Source organism: Pseudomonas thivervalensis (assembly GCF_001269655.1).
Lineage (GTDB): Bacteria > Pseudomonadota > Gammaproteobacteria > Pseudomonadales > Pseudomonadaceae > Aquipseudomonas > Aquipseudomonas thivervalensis.
This window is the reverse complement of record NZ_LHVE01000007.1, coordinates 684,181-703,973: the sequence shown is the minus strand read 5'-3', so window position 1 is coordinate 703,973 and position 19,793 is coordinate 684,181. Positions and strand designations below refer to the sequence as shown.

The following is a 19,793-nucleotide window of genomic DNA, read 5'->3' as shown; positions in this document are numbered from 1 at the left end:
CGGCTGCTTTCAGCTTCTCAAGACCCTTAACACAATCAAAATAATCGGCTCAACCCAACAAATACGGCATAAAAACCTTTCATCCTCAATCCAATGATGCTGAAAAACCGCTTGTCATCGAAAAAAATCAAGTTGTATGATGTCTATCAACATCGACACCTGCACGATGCCCCGCATAAAAATAACGAGTGGGAGAAAAACCAGTGAACACATCCAGCCTCAAGGCGAATGCCGGAGCGGATCCGGTGCTGCTCTCGGCCATCGCCAAGGTCAAGCGCCACATCCTGCCGCTGTTCGTCATCATGTTTATCGTCAACTACATCGACCGCGTGAACATCGGCTTCGTGCGTGCCCATATGGAGCACGACCTGGGCATCGGTGCAGCGGCCTATGGCTTTGGCGCCGGTCTGTTCTTCATCGGCTATGCGCTGTTCGAAGTCCCGTCCAACATCCTTTTGCAACGCATCGGCGCGCGCATCTGGCTGACCCGCATCATGCTCACCTGGGGCTTGGTGGCCGCGGGCATGGCCTTCATCCAGAACGAAACCCACTTCTACATCCTGCGCTTCTTGCTGGGCGTGGCCGAAGCCGGGTTCTTCCCCGGAGTCATCTATTACTTCACCCGCTGGCTGCCCGGCGTCGAGCGCGGCAAAGCCATCGCCATCTTCCTCAGCGGCTCGGCCATTGCGTCGCTGATCTCCGGCCCGCTGTCGGGGCTGCTGCTGCAAATCAACGGCCTGGGCATGCACGGCTGGCAGTGGATGTACTTCATTGAAGGGATGTTCTCCGTCGGCCTGTGCTTCTTTGTCTGGTTCTGGCTGGATTCCAAGCCCCACGACGCCAAATGGCTGAGCCGTGAAGAACAGGACGTACTGGTCAAGGCCATCGACGACGAACAGCGCGCACGGGAAGCCGCCTCGCCGATCAAGCTGTCCATCGGCCAATTGCTCAAGGACCGCCAGATCATCCTGTTTTGCCTGATCTACTTCTTCATCCAATTGACGATCTATGCCGCCACGTTCTGGCTGCCAAGCATCATCAAGAAAATGGGCGAACTGAGCGACCTCCAGGTCGGGCTGTTCAACTCGATTCCGTGGCTGTTGTCCATCGTCGGCATGTACGCCTTCGCCTCGCTGTCGGCCAAATGGAAATTCCAGCAGGCCTGGGTCGCCACGGCTCTGTTGATCGCGGCAGCCGGGATGTTCATGTCCACCACCGGCGGACCGATCTTCGCTTTCGTCGCCATCTGCTTCGCAGCCCTGGGCTTCAAGTCGGCGTCGTCGTTGTTCTGGCCGATTCCCCAGGCCTACCTGGATGCCCGGATCGCCGCCGGGGTGATTGCCCTGATCAACTCGGTGGGCAACCTCGGCGGGTTCGTCGCCCCGACCACGTTCGGCCTGCTGGAAGAGCACACCGGCTCGATCCAGGGCGGCCTCTACGGCTTGGCGGCCACCTCGATCATTGCCGCGATCATTGTGTTTGCCGCACGCAACACGCCCAAGCCCAAGTCCGTCACCACACCTGCCAACCCGGCTACCAGCCACGCCTGATCACAACAATAATTCAAGGACCCATAGACGATGACCACTCCAGAAACCAACAAAGCCCCGATCATCACCAGCATGCAGGTCGTGCCCGTGGCCGGCCACGACGGCATGCTGCTGAACCTCAGCGGTGCCCACGGCCCGTTCTTCACCCGCAACATCGTCATTCTCAAGGACAACGCTGGCCACACCGGGGTGGGCGAAGTGCCCGGCGGCGAGCGCATTCGCCAGACCCTCGAAGACGCTCGCTCGCTGGTGGTCGGCAGCCCCATCGGCACGTACCAGAAGATTCTCAACACGGTGCGCCACGCCTTTGCCGACCGCGATGCCGGTGGCCGTGGCCTGCAGACCTTTGACCTGCGCATCACCATCCACGCGGTAACCGGCCTGGAAGCGGCCTTGCTGGACCTGCTCGGCCAGCATCTGGACGTGCCGGTCGCAGCCCTGCTCGGCGAAGGCCAGCAGCGTGATGAAGTGAAGATGCTCGGCTATCTGTTTTATGTCGGCGATCGCCAGCAGACCGACCTGCCCTACCGCAGCGAGCCGGACGCCGACAACGACTGGTTTCGCGTGCGCCACGAAAAAGCCCTGGATGCCGATGCCGTGGTCCGCCTGGCCGAAGCCGCCCAGGCACGCTATGGCTTCCAGGACTTCAAGCTCAAGGGCGGCGTGCTCCAGGGCGACGCAGAAATCGAAGCGGTCACGGCATTGGCCGAGCGCTTTCCCCAGGCGCGTATAACCCTGGACCCGAACGGCGCCTGGTCACTCAAGGAAGCGATCCGTTTGTGCCGCGACCAGCACAAGGTGCTGGCCTATGCCGAGGACCCTTGCGGTGCCGAGAACGGCTATTCGGGACGCGAGGTCATGGCCGAGTTCCGCCGCGCCACCGGTCTGAAGACCGCGACCAACATGATCGCCACCGATTGGCGCGAGATGGGTCACGCCATCACCTTGCAATCCGTGGACATTCCCCTGGCCGACCCGCACTTCTGGACCATGCAAGGCTCCGTGCGCGTGGCGCAGATGTGCAATGAATGGGGCCTGACCTGGGGTTCGCATTCCAACAACCACTTCGACATTTCCCTGGCGATGTTCACCCACGTGGCCGCTGCCGCACCGGGCGACATCACCGCCATCGACACCCACTGGATCTGGCAGGACGGCCAGCGGTTGACCAAGGCACCTTTGCAGATCCAGGGCGGCTGCGTGCAGGTGCCGAAAAAACCGGGGTTGGGGATCGAGCTGGACACCGACCAACTGGCCAAGGCCCATGAGCTGTATAAAGGCATGGGCCTTGGGGCGCGGGATGATGCGGTGGCGATGCAGTTCCTGATTCCGGGCTGGACGTTCAACAACAAGCAGCCGTGCCTGGTTCGCTGAGTCGATCAATGTCCCTGTGGGAGCGAGCTTGCTCGCGATGGCGGTGGCTCAGTCACATTGATGTCGACTGACACTTCGCTATCGCGAGCAAGCTCGCTCCCACATTGGGTCGATGGTACCCATGAGCTTGAGGCCACTCATAACTCCCACATTTGGATCTGGGGTGGCCTTTTATTTTATGAGCGCCACAGTCATCATCTCCTTCAAGCAGCACCCAATCAGTTGCCAGCTCTCCGCTCGGCCTCAGGCAATCAGGCTCAACCCTCCGGCCGCAGGATCAACACCGCCAACGGTGGCAGGTTGAGTTCCAGCGATAAGGCCTGGCCGTGGCTGGGCACTTCTTCGGTGGAGGCACCGCCGCCGTTGCCGTAGTTGGAACCGGCGTAGGTGTCGGCATCGCTGTTGAGCAATTCGACCCAACGCCCGCCAAACGGCACGCCGACCCGGTAGGCTTCGCGCGGCACCGGGGTAAAGTTGGCGACCACCAGCACCGGCCGGCCATCCTTGCTCCAACGCAACCAGGCGTAGACGCTGTTGAGCGCATCGTCGCCAATCAGCCACTGGAACCCCTGGGGGGCGTCATCCTGATCATGCAGCGCCGGCTCTTCGCGGTACAGCCGGTTGAGATCGCTCACCAACTTCTGCACGCCGCGGTGCTCAGGGTATTGCAGCAGGTACCAATCCAACTGCTGGTCGTGATTCCACTCGCGCCATTGGCCGAACTCACAGCCCATGAACAACAGTTTTTTGCCGGGATGGCCCCACATGAAACTGAGGTAGGCCCTGAGGTTGGCGAATTTCTGCCAGCGGTCGCCGGGCATCTTGTCGATCAACGAGCGTTTGCCATGGACCACTTCGTCGTGGGAAATCGGCAGCACGAAACGCTCGGACCAGGCATACACCAGGCCGAAGCTCAGTTCGTTATGGTGATGGGCGCGGTACACCGGGTCTTGCTGGATGTAGTGCAGCGAATCGTGCATCCAGCCCATGTTCCATTTGTAGGCAAAGCCCAGGCCGCCCTGCTGGGTGCTCTGGCTGACGCCCGGCCACGCGGTGGATTCCTCGGCGATGACCAGCGCCCCCGGGGTTTCCAGCGCCACCACATCGTTGAGGTGCCGCAGGAAATCGATGGCTTCGAGGTTCTCCCGCCCGCCGTGGCGGTTGGGCACCCACTCGCCGGCCTTGCGCGAATAGTCGCGGTACAACATCGAGGCCACCGCATCCACCCGCAGGCCATCGACGTGAAAATGCTTGAGCCAGTGCAGCGCCGACGCCAGCATGAAGCCGTGCACTTCGGTGCGGCCCAGGTTGTAGATCAGCGTGTCCCAATCCTGGTGAAAGCCCTCCAGCGGGTTGCCGTATTCGTACAACGCGGTGCCGTCGAACTGGGCCAGGCCGTGGGTGTCGGTGGGGAAATGCGCCGGCACCCAGTCGAGGATGACGCCGATATTGGCCTGGTGACAGGCATTCACGAACGCGGCGAAATCGTCCGGCGAACCGAAGCGTGCCGTGGGTGCGAATTGCGACAGCGGCTGATAGCCCCAGGAGCCTCCGAACGGGTGCTCCATGATCGGCATCAGCTCGATGTGGGTGAAGCCCAGGTCCTTGACGTACGGAATCAACCGCTCGGCCATTTCATGCCAGGTGTATTGCCGGGCCACCTCCCCCGCCTCGTCGATTTCGCACTGCCAGGAGCCGGCGTGCAATTCGTAGATCGACAACGGCGCGCCCGGTAGCTGGCGCTCGCGACGGCTTTGCATCCACTCGTCATCGTGCCATTCGATCTTCAACGGCGAGGCGACTTTGGAGGCGGTGTCCGGCGGCATCTGGGTGGCCAGCGCCACCGGGTCGGCCTTGAGGGGCAGGATGCCGTGGGCGCCGAGAATTTCATACTTGTAGCCTTCGCCAGCGGCCAGCCTCGGGATGAAGATTTCCCACACGCCGGACGGATAACGGATGCGCATCGGATGTCGGCGCCCGTCCCAGACGTTGAAATCGCCCACCACCGAAACCCGGCGCGCATTGGGTGCCCAGACGGCGAAACGCACGCCGTCGACGCCATCGACGGTTTTCAACTGCGCCCCCAGACAGGCGCTGAGGTCGCGGTGGTTGCCCTCGGCGAACAGGTAAAGGTCCATTTCCCCCAGCAGCGGGCCGAAGCTGTAGGGGTCTTCGGCAACCTGCTCGCCGCCGGCCCAACGGGTGCGCAGCAAATAGGGCTGGGCACGATCGAAATGACCGACGAACAGCCCTGGGGTTTCGGTGACTTGCAGCTCACCCAGCTCTTCGCCGCCCTCGCGGGCCAGTACATGCACGCTCAGGGCGCCGGGCAGATAGGCGCGGATGAACTGGCCGTCGGCGCCGTCGCCATGGGGCCCCAGGATGGAAAACGGATCGTGATGTTCGGCGCGCACCAGCGCGTCGATGTCGTGGGGCGCCGGCAGTAAGGACTCCTTGGCCTGCCCCTGGGGTTCTTTGTTCGAGACACTCATGATTCTCTCCACTAAATCGGTCCGGCTACGTCGGAAAAGGGTTGCAGCCCCCTCAACAACCCGACCAGGCCGTGCAATGGCACGGGCAGCCAGGTGGGGCGATTCTCGGCTTCATAGGCCACTTCATAGGCCGCCTTCTCCAGGCCGAACAACGCCAGCGCGGCGTCTTCGCCTTCAGCATCCTTCCACTCATGGGCAAGACTAGCTGCCGCCAGCCGATATGCCTCGACAAATGCCTGGCGAGCCTCTTTCAAATAACGCTCGGCGACCCGTTGCCGCGCCGCGTCGGCATCGGCCGTGCTGTCGACAGTGTGCAAGTGGATCGCCATGGCCGCCGCATAATCGAAGGAGCGCAACACGCCACTGACATCCTTGTACGGGCTGTGCTTGCCCCGTCGCTCATGCAATGGCCGCGCCGGCTCACCTTCGAAGTCGATCAGGTAGGCGTCGCCCTTGATCACCAAGACCTGGCCCAGGTGCAGGTCGCCATGGACACGAATGCGCAAGCCACCGGCGGCCTTGCCGGCCAGTTCCTGGACATGGGCCAGGACGGTTTTCTTGTGCTCCAGCAAGCGTGCGACCATGGCCTGGTCGGCGGGGTTCAATTGGCCTTGGTTCTGCTTGAGCAGGCGCAAGGCGTTTTCCACCTGGGCGGCCACGTCCTTGCCGATGGCCTGGGCTTCCTTGGCGTTGGTGGGTTGCGGTGCGAAGTCCGGGTCGTCGGTGGCCTGGGCCAGTACCTGGTGCATTTCTCCCAGGCGCTGGCCGAGCATGCCGGCGAAATCCTTCAGTTCGCCCAGGGCGTTGTAATGCTGCTCCTGCTCGGACACGGCGTCCGCCAGCTCATCGCGCAAGGCGCGTTCGAGGTTGTTCTGGGTCCATTCCCAGGCGTCGCCCTGATTGCTCAGGTAGCCTTGGGCGATCATCAGCAGCGCATCTTCGCCTTGGGCGTCGCGACGAACCACCGAACCCAGCAGCGGTGAAATGTTGCTGAACCCCGCTGCGGTCAGGTAAGCGCTCATTTCCAGTTCCGGGTGCACACCCGAGGCGACCTTGCGGATCAGCTTGAGGACGAGGCTGCCCCCCACCACCACCGAACTGTTGGACTGCTCGGCGGACAGGTAGCGCACCTCCGGCTCGTCTCCCAGGTTCAACGCGGCCAGGCCTTCGGTCGGTTCGAAACGCAACTCCCCTTCGGCGAACGGCAGCACCGTGGCGGCCTGCATGCTATGCAGCACGGCGCGAACGAAGCTTTCCAGGCTGAACGCATCGGTGATCAAGCCCACCTGGCGCACCCGACGTACCCGTGACAAGGCCAGTTGCTGCGGCAACGCCGCACCGACCTGGTCTTCGGCAAGCAGGCCGAACGGCAGTTGATAACGCAGGGTCTGGCCGCCACTGGTGACATCGATTTCACTGAGCAACACCGGATGCTGTGGATCGCCGAAGCGTACGCCATAGACAATGTCGACCTTCTCGATCGCGCTGTCCTTGCCAGCGAACCAGCGCCGGTTTTGCAACCAGGTCGGCAGGATGGTTTGCTCCAACGTGGTGCGCGATGGCGCTTCGAGCAATTCTTCCAGGCGTTTTTTCAGCACCAGGGTCGTGAAGTCCGGCAGGCTCTGGGCCGGTTCCACGTGCCAGCTCGGCATCTGGTTTTCCGCCGCCAGGGCGAACCAATAGAAGCCGTACGGCGCCAGGGTCAGCAGGAAATTCAACTGGCCGATGGGCGGGAAGGCATTGCCGCCGAGCATCTCCACCGGGACCATGCCGGCGTAGGCCGACAGGTCCAGTTCGGCGGCCTGGGCGCTGCGGGACACGTTGGCCACGCACAGGATGATTTCGTGCTTGCCGTCGGGTCCGGTGTATTCGCGGGTATAGGCCAGGATCCGGCGGTTGCTCGGCGAGAGCATCTTCAACGTGCCACGGCCGAAGGCCTTGGACTGCTTGCGCACCGCCAGCATCCGGCGGTTCCAGTTGAGCAGCGAGTGCGGGTCGCCGGCCTGAGTCTCGACGTTGACCGACTGGTAACCGTACAGCGGGTCCATGATCGGCGGCAGCACCAGGCTGGCCGGGTCGGCGCGGGAGAAACCACCGTTGCGGTCGATGGACCATTGCATCGGCGTACGCACGCCATCACGGTCGCCCAAGTAGATGTTGTCGCCCATGCCGATTTCATCGCCGTAATACAGGGTCGGCGTACCGGGCATCGACAGCAGCAGGCTGTTGAGCAGCTCGACGCGACGACGATCGCGCTCCACCAACGGCGCCAGGCGCCGGCGAATGCCCAGGTTGATGCGCGCCCGACGGTCGGCCGCGTAGTAGTTCCACAAGTAGTCGCGTTCCTTGTCGGTAACCATCTCCAGGGTCAGCTCATCGTGGTTGCGCAGGAAAATCGCCCACTGGCAATTGGCGGGGATCTCCGGTGTCTGGCGCAGGATGTCGGTGATCGGGAAGCGATCCTCCTGGGCCAGGGCCATGTACATGCGCGGCATCAGCGGAAAGTGGAAGGCCATGTGGCATTCGTCACCGTTCAACCCTTGGGCGTCGACATCGCCGAAGTACAACTGGGTGTCTTCCGGCCACTGGTTGGCTTCGGCCAGCAACATGCGGTCGGGGTAGTTGGCGTCGATTTCGGCACGAATCAACTTCAGGACGTCATGGGTCTCGGGCAGGTTTTCGTTGTTGGTGCCGTCGCGCTCGATCAAGTACGGGATGGCATCCAGGCGCAGGCCGTCGATGCCCATGTCCAGCCAGTAGCGCATCACCGACAACACGGCCTTGATGACCTGCGGGTTATCGAAGTTGAGGTCGGGCTGGTGGGAGTAGAAGCGGTGCCAGAAGTACTGGCCCGCTACCGGGTCCCAGGTCCAGTTCGACTTCTCGGTGTCGAGGAAAATGATCCGCGTGCCGTCGTACTTGTGATCGTCATCGGACCAGACGTAGAAGTCCCGTGCCTTCGAACCTTTCTTGGCCTTGCGCGCACGCTGGAACCACGGGTGCTGGTCGGAGGTGTGGTTGATGACCAGCTCGGTGATCACCCGCAGGTTGCGCTTGTGGGCTTCGGCAATGAACCGCCGCGCATCGGCCATGGTGCCGTAGTCGGGGCTGACGCCACGGTATTCGGCGATGTCGTAACCGTCGTCGCGCCGGGGGGACGGATAGAACGGCAGCAGCCAGATGGTGTTGACGCCCAGGTCGGCGATGTAGTCGAGCTTCTCGATCAGGCCAGGAAAGTCGCCAATCCCGTCGTTGTTGGAGTCGTAATAGGATTTAACGTGGACCTGGTAAATCACCGCATCCTTGTACCAGAGCGGATCCTTGATGAAGGTGGCAGACCGGGGTTTCTTCGCCATGTGCAACTCCTGATAAGTCATTAAAGCCGCGGGAGACAGGCTTGTGAGGTCTTTTTGTGGCGGAGGGCTTTATCCCCCTGTAGGAGCTGGCGAAGCCTGCGATCTTTTGATCTTTCGCTTGAGATTCAAGTGTCTGGGGCAAGATCGCAGCCTCGTTTCACTCGACAGCTCCTACATAGCTCCTACACAGCTCCTAGGCAGCGCCTGTGGGAGTGCGCATCACGCCACGCTGATCCGCCAAATCCCGAACGGCTGGTACGCCGGGTCGATCCGCATGAACTGGTACTTGCCGTACCAGGTCCAGCGGTGTCCGTTCATCAGGTCCTCGCCCTGGGTCTGGGCGTCGTCGGGCAGGCCCATCTCCCACAGCGGCAACTCGAAACTGGCTTCCTGCGGGTTGTGCGGATCGAGGCTCACCGCCACCAGGATGAAATTGCTGCCATCGGCGGTCCGCTTGCCGAAATAGAGAATGTTGTCGTTCCAGGCGTTGTAGATTTTCAGGCCCAGGTGGGTATGCAGCGCCGGGTTCTGCCGGCGGATGCGGTTGAGCTGGGCGATCTCGGCAACGATGTTGCCCGGCGCGGTGAAGTCCCGGGGACGGATCTCGTACTTCTCCGAGTCGAGGTATTCCTCCTTGCCCGGTACCGGCGCCGATTCGCACAATTCGAAGCCCGAATACATTCCCCACAGTCCTGAGCCCATGGTCGCCAGTGCCGCGCGGATCAAGAAGCCCGGACGCCCCGATTGATGGAGAAAGGCCGGGTTGATGTCGGGGGTATTCACGAAGAAATTCGGCCGGTAACACTCGCGCAAAGGCGACTCGTTGAGCTCGCTGAAGTAGGTCGCCAGCTCGGCCTTGGTGTTGCGCCAGGTGAAATAGGTGTAGCTCTGGGAATAACCGACCTTGCCCAACCGCGCCATCATCGCCGGCGTGGTGAACGCTTCAGCCAGGAAGATCACTTCGGGATATTGGGCCCGGACATCGGCGATCAGCCATTGCCAGAACGGCAGTGGCTTGGTGTGCGGGTTGTCGACGCGGAATATCTTGACGCCTTCCTTGACCCAGCCCACCACGATGTCCCGCAGCTCCACCCACAGGCTGGGAATCGCGTCGGCCGCGTAGAAGTCGACGTTGACGATGTCCTGGTATTTCTTCGGCGGGTTTTCCGCGTATTTGATCGTGCCGTCGGGCCGCCAACTGAACCAGCCCGGGTGCTGCTTGAGCCAGGGGTGGTCCTGGGAACACTGGATCGCGAAGTCCAGGGCAATCTCCAAACCGTGCTCCGCGGCCGCCGCCACCAGGCGCCGGAAGTCTTCGCGGCTGCCCAATTGCGGGTGAATGGCCTCGTGCCCACCCTCCTCGCTGCCGATGGCATAGGGGCTGCCCGGGTCGTCGGGGCCGGCAGTGAGAGAGTTGTTCGGGCCTTTGCGGAAACTGCGGCCGATGGGGTGGATCGGCGGGAAATACAGCACGTCGAAACCCATGTCCTGGATCACCGGCAGGCGCGAATGCACGTCGTTGAAGGTGCCATGGCGCTGGGGATCGTCGGTGATCGAGCGGGGAAACAGCTCATACCAACTGGCAAACTCGGACAGCTTGCGCTCCACATCCAGCGAATACTCGGGGCTGATGCTCAAGTACGGGCGATGATCGGCCCGAGACATCAGATCGGCACTGCGCGGTGCCAGGAACAGCGCCACCTGCTCGGTCGGCAACAAGCCGGAGAGCTCATGGTGCAAGGCCGCCAGTTGCTCGCTCAGGTCACCGGTGCTGCGCTCGACGGCCATTTGCACTTGGCTGCGCCCTTCCTGCAACTCCAGGCTGATCGGTACCCCTGCACCGAATTTCTTCTCCAGCTCGTAGCGAAAACTGGCGAACTGATCGATCCAGGCCTCGATACAAAACACATAGCGACCTTGTTCGGGCACGTTGAACTGGCCCTGCCAGCCGTTGTTGCCCAGGTCACTCATGACCTCGCTGTTCCACACTTCATCCTGCAGCGCACGCCAGCGAATGCGCACGGCCAGCTTGTCATGACCATCGGCGAAGACTTTGCTGGTCACTGTCACGTCCTGCCCAGCCACGGCCTTGGCGGCGAATTGTCCGCCGTCGATCACCGGCATGGTGTTTTCAATAGCAATACGCGGCAACAGCAAGGCTTGGGACAGCGGCAAATGCGGGTTGCAGGCCAGTTCAGTCGGGTGTTCGGCAGTCATCGAGCATCGCTCCTTTTACGCCCCATGGACGCGCTTGTGGCGGTAAAGGCCCAACGGGTCCCTGAAAAAACTCACTTAAACTCCGAACCGAATCAACGGCTAAAAGTTCAGAGGGATTTACCCCGATGCATCCGGGGATCAAAGCCGGTGCAAGGCGGTCAACAACAATAAGCACGACTCAAGCCATGTGCGTCACGGAGACCCGTCCCGATGAATATTCCGATCCCGGCCGAAACACCCGACCCGAACATCGACGACCCCACCTTACCCCCGCCCGGCCCTGATCCCGAGCCGATTCCAGAAAAAGACCCGCCGCTGGACCCGCAACCGCCGCTGGGCGACCCGCCGAGCGAGGCGCCGCCGGAGCGGGTTTGATTCAAGCGTAGTAATAAAAAACCTGTGAGAGCGAGCCCGCTCGCGAAAGCGGTGTATCAGTCGATGAAAATATTGCTTGTCACGCCGCCTTCGCGAGCAGGCTCGCTCCCACAGGTTGTGTTTGCAGGCTCATAGCCGCGTCACGGCTTGTCGCCCTTCTCCAGCGCCCGGACGATCACCGGCATCACACTGAAGATCGCCAGCGCCAGCACCGTGCTGAGCACCGCCGTCGCCTCCCGCCCCAACCCGGCGGCGACGCCAATGGCGGCGGTCATCCACAGGCCCGCAGCGGTGGTCAGGCCCTTGACGTGACCTTCGTCGCCGTCGGTGTTTTTCAGGATGGTGCCGGCGCCGAGAAAACCGATGCCGGCGACCACGCCTTGTATCACCCGACTCATCGCGTCGGCCTGGGAACCGGACATCTGTGGCACCAAGACGAACAGCGCCGCCCCCAGGGCCACGAGCATGTGGGTTCGTACGCCGGCAGCCTTGCCCTTGTGTTCGCGCTCGAAACCCAGGATGCCACCCAGCAGCGCGGCCATGAGCAGGCGCACCGTGACCCGGGTCATCTGCTGGGCATCGGTGATGTCGGCGAATTCCGCCTGCAGGGTTACCCAGACTTCATGCCACCAGGCGTCCATGGACCGTCCTCTTTTCCAGTCGATAAACGATGGACCGCAGGCGACGCCAGAGGTGCGCCTGACCGCTGATCAGGCGTAACGAACCCTGGCTTGGCCGCGACACCTAACGTTCATGACCCCAGAAGGAGAAACACCATGACTGTCCGTATCGATGACAACCAGACCTGCCATTTCGAAACCCCCAACGGCACCGAACAGCGCCCCGCCAGCGAGCTGACCATCATCACCGACCCGGACAAGGCCATGTCAGTCGTGGAGCTCAATGGCGATCGGGTCTACATCACCGAGGCCGAAGCCGATGCACTGACCGTGGCCGGCGCGGTCGACGGGCGCAAGCACCTGAAGGCCAGCGACAGCGGCTCGGCGATCTGAGGGAGTTTGCTCCCGCTGGGCTCTGTAGGAGCTGGCGAAGCCTGCGATCTTTTGATCTTGATCTTGATCTTGATCTTGATCTTGATCTTGATCTTTCACTCTAGACTCAATTGGCAGTGGAAAGATCGCAGCCTCGTTGCACTCGACAGCTCCTACAAAGCTCCTACACAGCTTCTACAACCCAGCGGGAGAGAGCTCCCTCGCCATAAGGGTTGTTCGCTCGTCCTTGGGTGCATCAAAGTGTCGCAGGGCCTGGGCTTCGCGGCATCTGATCCGGTTTTTATCAAAACACCTGAGTCTGTTATGCAAACAGTTCCATGGTCATAGTGCGCCGGCCAGATTGAGGCTGATGAGCGACCGACCATGAGCGATAGAATCCCCGTCCAGTTGATACAGACGTTCAAACCTGCGCCAACCAGGATCAAGGCCAGGACCACCGACAACCTGATCCACACCCGCAGCTTCACCGGTTTGTTCCGCACCTTGCGCATCAGCGGTGCGGGGGTTCTGTTCCTGCTGTTCTTTGGTACGGTGTGGCTGAACTGGGGCGGCCGCCAGGCGGTGCTCTGGGACCTTTCCGAAAGCAAGTTCCACATTTTTGGCGCGACTTTCTGGCCCCAGGATTTCATCCTGCTGTCGGCCCTGTTGATCATCGCCGCCTTCGGCCTGTTTGCGATCACCGTGTTTGCCGGTCGCGTGTGGTGTGGCTACACCTGCCCACAGAGTTCCTGGACCTGGCTGTTCATGTGGTGCGAGAAAATCACCGAAGGCGAACGCAACCAGCGGATCAAGCTGCAAGCCGCGCCGTGGGGCCTGAACAAACTGATCCGCCGCAGCGCCAAGCACACCTTGTGGCTGGCCATCAGCCTGCTCACCGGCTTGACGTTCGTGGGCTACTTCACCCCGATCCGCCCCTTGGCCGAGGAACTGCTGACCCTGCAAATGGCGGGCGTGAGCCTGTTCTGGGTGCTGTTCTTTACCGCCGCCACCTACCTCAACGCCGGCTGGCTGCGCGAAGCGGTATGCATGCATATGTGCCCCTATGCACGCTTTCAGAGCGTGATGTTCGACAAGGACACCTTGACCATCTCCTACGACGCGGCCCGCGGCGAAATCCGCGGCCCGCGCAAACGCGAGGTGAAGCCGGCCAATATTGGCCTGGGCGACTGCATCGACTGCCAAATGTGCGTGCAGGTCTGCCCCACCGGCATCGACATTCGCGACGGCCTGCAGATGGAATGCATCGGCTGCGCGGCCTGCATCGACGCCTGCGACTCGATCATGGACAAGATGGGCTACGCCCGTGGCCTGATCAAATACACCTCCGAACATCAATTACAGGGCGGCAAGACCCACCTGCTGCGACCTCGGCTGATCGGCTATACCGCCGTGCTCCTGGTGATGATCGGCGCGCTGGCCGTGGCGCTGGTGCAACGGCCCATGGTGTCGCTGGACGCCAGCAAGGACCGTGGCCTGTTCCGCGAAAACAGCGCCGGCCAGATCGAGAACATCTACAGCCTGAAAATCATCAACAAGACCCAGCAGCGCCAGGCCTATCACCTGTCCCTGGTGGACGGCGACGGCTTCATCCTGCAGGGCAAGACCCAACTGAGCCTGGCCCCGGGGGAAATCGTCGATGTGCCGGTGTCGGTGGCGATGCTCAGCGAACGGCCCGGCAAAGGTTCCGAGGAAATGACCTTCAAGGTCGCCGACAGTGACGAGCCGGGCGTCTACAGCGTGGCCAAGAGCCGTTTTGTCGCACCGATGAACCGTTGAACCCGTAAGATGCCGGGCACCCTGTGGGAGCGAGCTTGCTCGCGATTGGCGGTGGTACATCCAACATGAATGCAAACTGAACCACCGCTATCGCGAGCAAGCTCGCTCTCACAGTTAAGTGCCACAAATAGTTAAGTGCCGCAAATGTCACTCAAGACTGGGCCCCACCATGAAACGCTACGAGAAATTCGCCGACGACATCGCTGAACTGATCCGCTCGGGCATGCTCGGGCCGGGCCAGCGCGTACCGTCGGTACGCTACGCCAGCCAGACCTATGGCGTCAGCCCGTCCACGGTGTTCCAGGCCTATTACCTGCTGGAACGACGCGGCATGATCCGGGCCCGGCCGCGCTCCGGCTACTTCGTCAACACCCATGCGCCGAGCCCGTTTTCCGAGCCGGCGATCAGCAGCCAGGTGCACGAGTCCACCGAAGTCGATGTCAGCGAGCTAGTGTTTTCAGTCCTGGATTCGATCAAGGACCCGGCCACCGTACCGTTCGGCTCGGCATTCCCCAGCCCGATGTTGTTCCCGCTGCAACGGTTGTCCCGCTCGCTGTCCAGCGCAACACGGGACATGGACCCGCGGATGGTGGTCACGGACATGTCACCGGGCAATCCGCAATTGCGTCGCCAGATCGCCCTGCGCTACATGGTCGGCGGGCTGATGCTGCCCATGGAGGAATTGCTGGTCACCAACGGTGCCCTGGAAGCCTTGAACCTGTGCCTGCAAGCCGTGACCGAGCCCGGTGACCTGGTGGCGATCGAGGCGCCGGCATTCTATGCCAGCCTGCAAGTACTGGAACGGCTCAAGCTCAAGGCCGTGGAGATTCCCGTGCACCCGCGCGACGGTATCGACCTGGACGTGCTGGAGCAGACGCTGGAGCGCCACCCGATCAAGGCCTGCTGGTGCATGACCACTTTCCAGAACCCCATGGGCGCGACCATGCCCGAGGAACGGAAGCAGGCGCTGGTAGAGTTGCTGCGTCGTCATCAGGTGCCGCTGATCGAGGACGACGTCTACGCCGAACTCTATTACGGCCAACAGGCGCCCAAGCCTGCCAAGGCGTTTGATACCGAAGGGCTGGTGATGCATTGCGGTTCCTTCGCCAAGAGCCTCGCGCCGGGCTATCGCATCGGCTGGGTCGCCGCCGGGCGCTACGCGCAGAAGATCGAACGGCTCAAGCTCATGACGTCGTTGTGCGCCTCGATGCCGGCCCAGGCCGCCATCGCCGACTACCTGCAACACGGCGGCTACGACCGTCACCTGCGCAAACTGCGCTACGCCCTGGAAGAGCAGCAAAACGCGATGCTCGCCGCCATCGCCCGCTATTTCCCGGCCCAGACCCGGGTCAGCCAACCGGCGGGTGGCTATTTCCTGTGGCTGGAGCTGCCGGAACAGATGGATTCGCTGAAACTGTTCCAGATGGCCCTCGCCCAAGGCATCAGCATCGCCCCGGGCCCGATCTTTTCACCGACCCGGCGTTTCAGGAACTGCATACGCCTGAACTATGGCAGCCCGTGGACTGAAGTTTCGGAAAAGGCCATGGAGACGTTGGGGCGGATTATTCGCTCGTTTTGATATTGGGGTGTCTGTTGTTGCCCCATCGCGAGCAGGCTCGCTCCCACAGTGGATTTGCGGTGAGACGAATATCTCAGGTTCTCAGCAGATCTTATGTGGGAGCGAGCCTGCTCGCGATGGCGGCAGAACAGGCAACCCGCATTCCAGGACTCAGCGCCCGCCCCCCAGGTCCACAAACGTCCCGGTCGCATACGAAGCCTTGTCCGACAGCAGCCAGATGATCGCCTCGGCCACTTCGTCCGGACGACCGCCCCGGGCCATGGGAATCGCCGATTCCAATTTGCTGACCCGATCCGGGTCGCCGCTCAGGGCATGGAAGTCGGTGTAGATGTAACCGGGACGCACCGCGTTGACGCGGATGCCTTCGCCGGCCACTTCCTTGGACAAGCCGATGGTGAAGGTGTCCAACGCACCCTTGGAGGCCGCGTAGTCGACGTATTCGCCCGGCGCCCCCAGGCGAGCGGCGACCGACGAGACGTTGACGATGCTCCCGCCCTGCCCGCCATGTTTGGGTGACATGCGCAGCACCGCATGCTTGGCGCACAGGATCGGCCCCAACACGTTGGTCTTCAGGATCTTGAGAATGCGGAATTCGGACATCTCATCGAGTCGGGACTTGTGGGCAACCGTGCCGGCGTTGTTCACCAGGGCGGTGACACGTCCCAGCTCGACATCCACCCGGTCGAACAAGCCGATCACTTCGTCTTCGATGCTCACGTCGGCTCGCACGGCAATCGCCTGCGCGCCCTTCGCCCGGACCTGCTCAAGCACCTCTTGCGCGGCACTTTCATCGGCCTGGTAATTGATGCAGATCCGATAGCCCGCCTCGGCAGCCAGCAGCGCCGTGGCCGCCCCGATGCCGCGGCCGCCACCGGTGATGACGATGACTTTATCCACGCTTGCTTCTCCCATTCCACGGATAGACGTCCGGCCCAAGAATAGCGTTCACCGCTGCGTTTGCACAAAACCCTCGGGCCGGCGGGCTCTGCTCAGCGGGCCAGGGCGCGCAGGTCCAGGCGACCGTCCAGCAATGGCGGGCACCAGTAGTAACCGCCGGTGATTGGCCGGCTCATGCGATACAGGCCGTCGGTGATGCCATCTTCCAGGCCACTCATGCGCCGCAATTGTGCCTCGAAGGCGTCGAGGGAGAAACCGAACGCCAAGAACATCAGCCCTGCACGGTCGCCTTCGATCCACGGCATGGAGCGACGCACCACGAACGCTTCCGGAGCGAAGCTTTCCTGGGCGGTGCGCTTGACGTGGGCCGACTCCGGCGCGTCGTCGAGTTCTTCGTTGTCACTCAGGCGCCGGCCCATGATGTTGTCGCGCTCATGAGGTTGCATCGCCGCGAAACCGTCCAGGTCGTGTTGCCACTGCTGGATCGCGGCGAAACTGCCCCCGCGCAGCCCATCGGCGCCTGGGGCCAGGGCCGCGGCGAGGGCCGCTTCGTCGTGGGGGTTCTCGGTGCCGTCTTCGTAGCCGGTCAGGTCATGGCCGGTCATGTGGCGGAACGTTTCATTCATCTGCACCAGGCGCAGCGCCGGGGCCAATGCCACTTCGACGGCGCGACTGCGGTGCATCAGCTCGCCGCGGTCTTCACCGTGCAACCAGCACCACAGGGCGTGTTGGGTCGAGGGGTTGTCCACACCTACGCCAGCCAACGCAGGAAAGGCCCGCAAGCCATCGACCTGGGCGCCCAGCGCCTGGACCAGCGACTCGCCAAAGCCAACCACGGCACGGCCATCGAGCAGCAACAGGAGTTTGTCTAGTGCAGCCGGCAGTGCCTCGACCGATTCCAGGGCAAAAAACAAATGACGGGCCTGAGGCGGAACAGGGGTGGCGAGAATGCCGGGCTGGTAGTAACTCATGTGAACTCCTTTAGAAAGAATCGCGAGTTTACCCGGCGGCTGCCGCTTTGTGTGGTTTGGCTTGAGGCACGGGCGCGTCGGGCAACCGGGTCGTTTTGTGGGAAGATTCCCGCAGTCCTGTCAGACGGCTCAGAAACATGCCTCGGCCCAATAGCCTCGGATTGCCGCACAGCCAAAAACGCCCTAGATTGCCCCCCTCTAGGAAGGCCAACGAGAGCGCTGCACCATGCACATTGCAAGATCGATACTCGCCGGAACTCTTCTCCTGGTCTGCGGGACACCCGTGGGCCTTGCCCAGGAGCGCATTGAAGACACGGTCAATGCCGTCATCCAGCCCTTGATGAAACAACAGGACATCGCCGGCATGGCCGTGGCGATTACCTACAACGGCCAACGCCATTATTTCAATTACGGCGTGGCCGCCAAGGACACGAAAAAGCCGGTCACCGACCAGACCCTTTTCGAAATCGGCTCGGTGAGCAAGACCTTCACCGCCACCCTCGGCGCCTACGCCCAGGCCCAGGGCAAACTGTCCCTGGCGGATCCGGCCAGTCGCTTTGCCCCCGAGCTGCGTGGCAGCGCCTTGGCGGGCATCCACCTGCTCAACCTCGCCACCTACACCGCCGGCGGCCTGCCGTTGCAGTTTCCCGACGAGGCGGACCATCCGGACCGGATGTTCAGTTATTACAACAACTGGAAACCGCTCTACCCGGCCGGCACCCAGCGGCTCTACTCAAACCCGAGCATCGGCCTGTTCGGCTTTCTGGCGGCCCGCAGCCTGGGGCAACCCTTTGACGAGGTGGTGGAGCGCACGCTGATGCCAGGGCTGGGCCTCAAGCACAGTTACGTGCGGGTGCCGCAGGATCAGGTGGGCCGATACGCCCAGGGTTATGCCAAGGACGGCAAGCCCGTGCGGGTCGGCCCTGGCGCCCTGGACGCCGAGGCTTACGGGGTGAAAACCAGCTCGTCGGACCTGCTTCGTTTCATCGAGGCCAACCTGCGACCTGAAAAACTGGACACGGCTCTGAAGCAGGCCATCGCCACGACGCACACGGGTTTCTACAAGACTGGCGGGATGAACCAGGGGCTGGGCTGGGAGTTCTACCCCGCGCCGTTCACCTTGGATGACCTGCTTGCCGGCAATACACCACAGATGGCCCTGACGCCACAGAAAGTCGAACCTCTGGACCCACCCCTTCCAGCACCGGAGGGTGCCTGGATCAACAAGACCGGCTCCACCAACGGCTTCGGCGCGTACGCGGCGTTCGTGCCCGGAAAGGACATGGGGGTTGTCATGCTTGCCAACAAAAACTACCCGATCGAGGAACGGGTGAAGGCGGCGCACCGGATCCTGATGGCGTTGGACGGCCGATAGGCGACGGAGTCTCTGTGGCGAGGGAGCTTGCTCCCGCTGGGCTGCGTAGCAGCCCTAGACTTTTCCGATGGCTCATCGCCTGACAAATCTGGGGCCGCTTCGCGACCCAGCGGGAGCAAGCTCCCTCGCCACAAAAGCGGCCTCAGTGCTAGCGGGAGTCAATCCTCCAATGGCTTCGGCGGCCCGGCCGGTTTGGCTGCCTTGCCAGGCTTGGTGCCTTTCGCATCCTTGGCCGGTGCAGGCTCGGGCGCGGGAGGGGGCGCCGGGGGTGTCGCTTCCTTTTCCGTGGCGGGGAGTTTGTCGACGGTGTCAAAGAGGTCTTTCAACTCGATCGCCCCGGAATGCTCGAGCTTCTTTTCCCCATCCTTGCCCACCAGGATGACCTTGGTCTGGGCACCGGCGCCCAGCTTGAGCGAGCGAATCAGCGCCATGGTGCTTTGCGGGTCCAGGTCCTTGCCGTCGCGCTGGCCAATGGTATTGAGCACGGTGTAGAGCACCATGTTGCGCTCGGAAAAACCCTGCTTGCCTGCCGGTTCATCCAGGGCCTTCTTCAGGCTGACCCAGGCCGGGTCGACCGTGCTGGGCGCGATGACGATCAGGGGACGTGCCCTGCCAGCATCCGCCACCAGGGGGGAGTCGCCATCGGCAGCGAACAGGGGGCCGGCGATGGCCAGCAAGGTAGCGAAGGTCAACGACCGAATGAGCATGCGCCTCTCCTTTTGATATTTACGCTGTACTGATTGCACAGGGCGGCGATTGTTCCGCGAGCGTCGCCCGATACTGCGCCTGCCTGCCTTGAAGCTTAGGCGAGCGCGTTC

At 62.3% G+C, this 19,793-nt stretch carries 14 protein-coding genes; 7 read left to right on the top strand and 7 right to left on the bottom strand.

Features of this window, described 5'->3' with window-relative positions:
* Positions 1-203 precede the first annotated feature (203 nt).
* Both AD659_RS10875 and gudD read left to right on the top strand, forming a co-directional pair.
* On the top strand, positions 204-1,550 hold the full coding sequence (locus AD659_RS10875) for an MFS transporter (protein WP_053121015.1): 1,347 nt from the start codon (positions 204-206) through the stop codon (positions 1,548-1,550).
* Between the two features lie 30 nt (positions 1,551-1,580).
* On the top strand, positions 1,581-2,924 hold the full coding sequence (gudD, locus tag AD659_RS10870; RefSeq protein ID WP_053121013.1) for a glucarate dehydratase: 1,344 nt from the start codon (positions 1,581-1,583) through the stop codon (positions 2,922-2,924).
* A gap of 257 nt (positions 2,925-3,181) precedes the next feature.
* Here the strand turns inward: gudD and glgB are convergent, their stop codons facing one another.
* The 3 genes from glgB to AD659_RS10855 form a co-directional block, all read right to left on the bottom strand.
* On the bottom strand, positions 3,182-5,416 hold the full coding sequence (gene glgB, locus AD659_RS10865; protein WP_053121011.1) for a 1,4-alpha-glucan branching protein GlgB: 2,235 nt from the start codon (positions 5,414-5,416) through the stop codon (positions 3,182-3,184).
* Positions 5,417-5,427: 11 nt separating this feature from the next.
* Positions 5,428-8,772 carry a maltose alpha-D-glucosyltransferase gene (gene treS / locus AD659_RS10860; protein WP_053121009.1) on the bottom strand — a complete coding sequence of 1,115 codons (3,345 nt, stop codon included), beginning with the start codon at positions 8,770-8,772 and terminating at the stop codon, positions 5,428-5,430.
* 219 nt (positions 8,773-8,991) lie between these two features.
* Positions 8,992-10,989 (bottom strand): alpha-1,4-glucan--maltose-1-phosphate maltosyltransferase, encoded by a 1,998-nt coding sequence (locus AD659_RS10855; RefSeq protein ID WP_053121006.1) that lies wholly within the window; start codon positions 10,987-10,989, stop codon positions 8,992-8,994.
* A 210-nt stretch (positions 10,990-11,199) separates the two neighbouring features.
* Between AD659_RS10855 and AD659_RS29955 the strand changes: the two genes are divergently transcribed.
* Entirely contained in the window at positions 11,200-11,364 is a 165-nt protein-coding gene (locus tag AD659_RS29955) for a hypothetical protein (RefSeq protein WP_013692690.1), read from the top strand.
* 140 nt (positions 11,365-11,504) lie between these two features.
* On the opposite strand, the gene AD659_RS10850 is transcribed toward AD659_RS29955, so the two are convergent.
* Positions 11,505-12,005: an MgtC/SapB family protein gene (locus AD659_RS10850; protein WP_014338633.1), complete on the bottom strand. Its 501-nt coding sequence runs from the start codon at positions 12,003-12,005 to the stop codon at positions 11,505-11,507.
* A 135-nt stretch (positions 12,006-12,140) separates the two neighbouring features.
* On the opposite strand from AD659_RS10850, the gene AD659_RS10845 reads away from it, so the two are divergent.
* From AD659_RS10845 to mapR, 3 genes are all read left to right on the top strand, one after another.
* Complete coding sequence (locus tag AD659_RS10845; protein ID WP_003200097.1) at positions 12,141-12,377, top strand: DUF3203 family protein; 237 nt, start codon at positions 12,141-12,143, stop codon at positions 12,375-12,377.
* Positions 12,378-12,740: 363 nt separating this feature from the next.
* Entirely contained in the window at positions 12,741-14,153 is a 1,413-nt protein-coding gene (gene ccoG / locus AD659_RS10840; RefSeq protein ID WP_053121004.1) for a cytochrome c oxidase accessory protein CcoG, read from the top strand.
* A gap of 169 nt (positions 14,154-14,322) precedes the next feature.
* Positions 14,323-15,732 carry a GntR family transcriptional regulator MpaR gene (mapR, locus tag AD659_RS10835; RefSeq protein WP_053121002.1) on the top strand — a complete coding sequence of 470 codons (1,410 nt, stop codon included), beginning with the start codon at positions 14,323-14,325 and terminating at the stop codon, positions 15,730-15,732.
* Between the two features lie 150 nt (positions 15,733-15,882).
* Here the strand turns inward: mapR and AD659_RS10830 are convergent, their stop codons facing one another.
* A complete protein-coding gene (locus AD659_RS10830; protein ID WP_053121000.1) occupies positions 15,883-16,629 on the bottom strand; it encodes an SDR family oxidoreductase in 747 nt (248 codons plus the stop codon).
* Between the two features lie 92 nt (positions 16,630-16,721).
* Positions 16,722-17,600: a Dyp-type peroxidase gene (locus AD659_RS10825; protein ID WP_053120999.1), complete on the bottom strand. Its 879-nt coding sequence runs from the start codon at positions 17,598-17,600 to the stop codon at positions 16,722-16,724.
* A gap of 226 nt (positions 17,601-17,826) precedes the next feature.
* Between AD659_RS10825 and ampC the strand changes: the two genes are divergently transcribed.
* Positions 17,827-18,975: a class C beta-lactamase gene (gene ampC, locus AD659_RS10820; protein ID WP_053120997.1), complete on the top strand. Its 1,149-nt coding sequence runs from the start codon at positions 17,827-17,829 to the stop codon at positions 18,973-18,975.
* 158 nt (positions 18,976-19,133) lie between these two features.
* Here the strand turns inward: ampC and AD659_RS10815 are convergent, their stop codons facing one another.
* The gene (locus AD659_RS10815) at positions 19,134-19,682 is read right to left on the bottom strand and encodes a DUF4174 domain-containing protein (protein ID WP_053120995.1); all 549 of its coding nucleotides are present in this window, start codon (positions 19,680-19,682) and stop codon (positions 19,134-19,136) included.
* Positions 19,683-19,793 lie beyond the last annotated feature (111 nt).

What these genes read in the sequence shown, in the direction of transcription:
- gudD (WP_053121013.1), top strand. Translation starts at nt 1,581, where the DNA reads ATGACCACTCCAGAAACCAACAAAGCCCCGATCATCACCAGCATGCAG.
- glgB (WP_053121011.1), bottom strand. Translation starts at nt 5,416, where the DNA reads ATGAGTGTCTCGAACAAAGAACCCCAGGGGCAGGCCAAGGAGTCCTTA.
- treS (WP_053121009.1), bottom strand. Translation starts at nt 8,772, where the DNA reads ATGGCGAAGAAACCCCGGTCTGCCACCTTCATCAAGGATCCGCTCTGG.
- AD659_RS10855 (WP_053121006.1), bottom strand. Translation starts at nt 10,989, where the DNA reads ATGACTGCCGAACACCCGACTGAACTGGCCTGCAACCCGCATTTGCCG.
- AD659_RS29955 (WP_013692690.1), top strand. Translation starts at nt 11,200, where the DNA reads ATGAATATTCCGATCCCGGCCGAAACACCCGACCCGAACATCGACGAC.
- AD659_RS10850 (WP_014338633.1), bottom strand. Translation starts at nt 12,005, where the DNA reads ATGGACGCCTGGTGGCATGAAGTCTGGGTAACCCTGCAGGCGGAATTC.
- AD659_RS10845 (WP_003200097.1), top strand. Translation starts at nt 12,141, where the DNA reads ATGACTGTCCGTATCGATGACAACCAGACCTGCCATTTCGAAACCCCC.
- ccoG (WP_053121004.1), top strand. Translation starts at nt 12,741, where the DNA reads ATGAGCGATAGAATCCCCGTCCAGTTGATACAGACGTTCAAACCTGCG.
- mapR (WP_053121002.1), top strand. Translation starts at nt 14,323, where the DNA reads ATGAAACGCTACGAGAAATTCGCCGACGACATCGCTGAACTGATCCGC.
- AD659_RS10825 (WP_053120999.1), bottom strand. Translation starts at nt 17,600, where the DNA reads ATGAGTTACTACCAGCCCGGCATTCTCGCCACCCCTGTTCCGCCTCAG.
- ampC (WP_053120997.1), top strand. Translation starts at nt 17,827, where the DNA reads ATGCACATTGCAAGATCGATACTCGCCGGAACTCTTCTCCTGGTCTGC.
- AD659_RS10815 (WP_053120995.1), bottom strand. Translation starts at nt 19,682, where the DNA reads ATGCTCATTCGGTCGTTGACCTTCGCTACCTTGCTGGCCATCGCCGGC.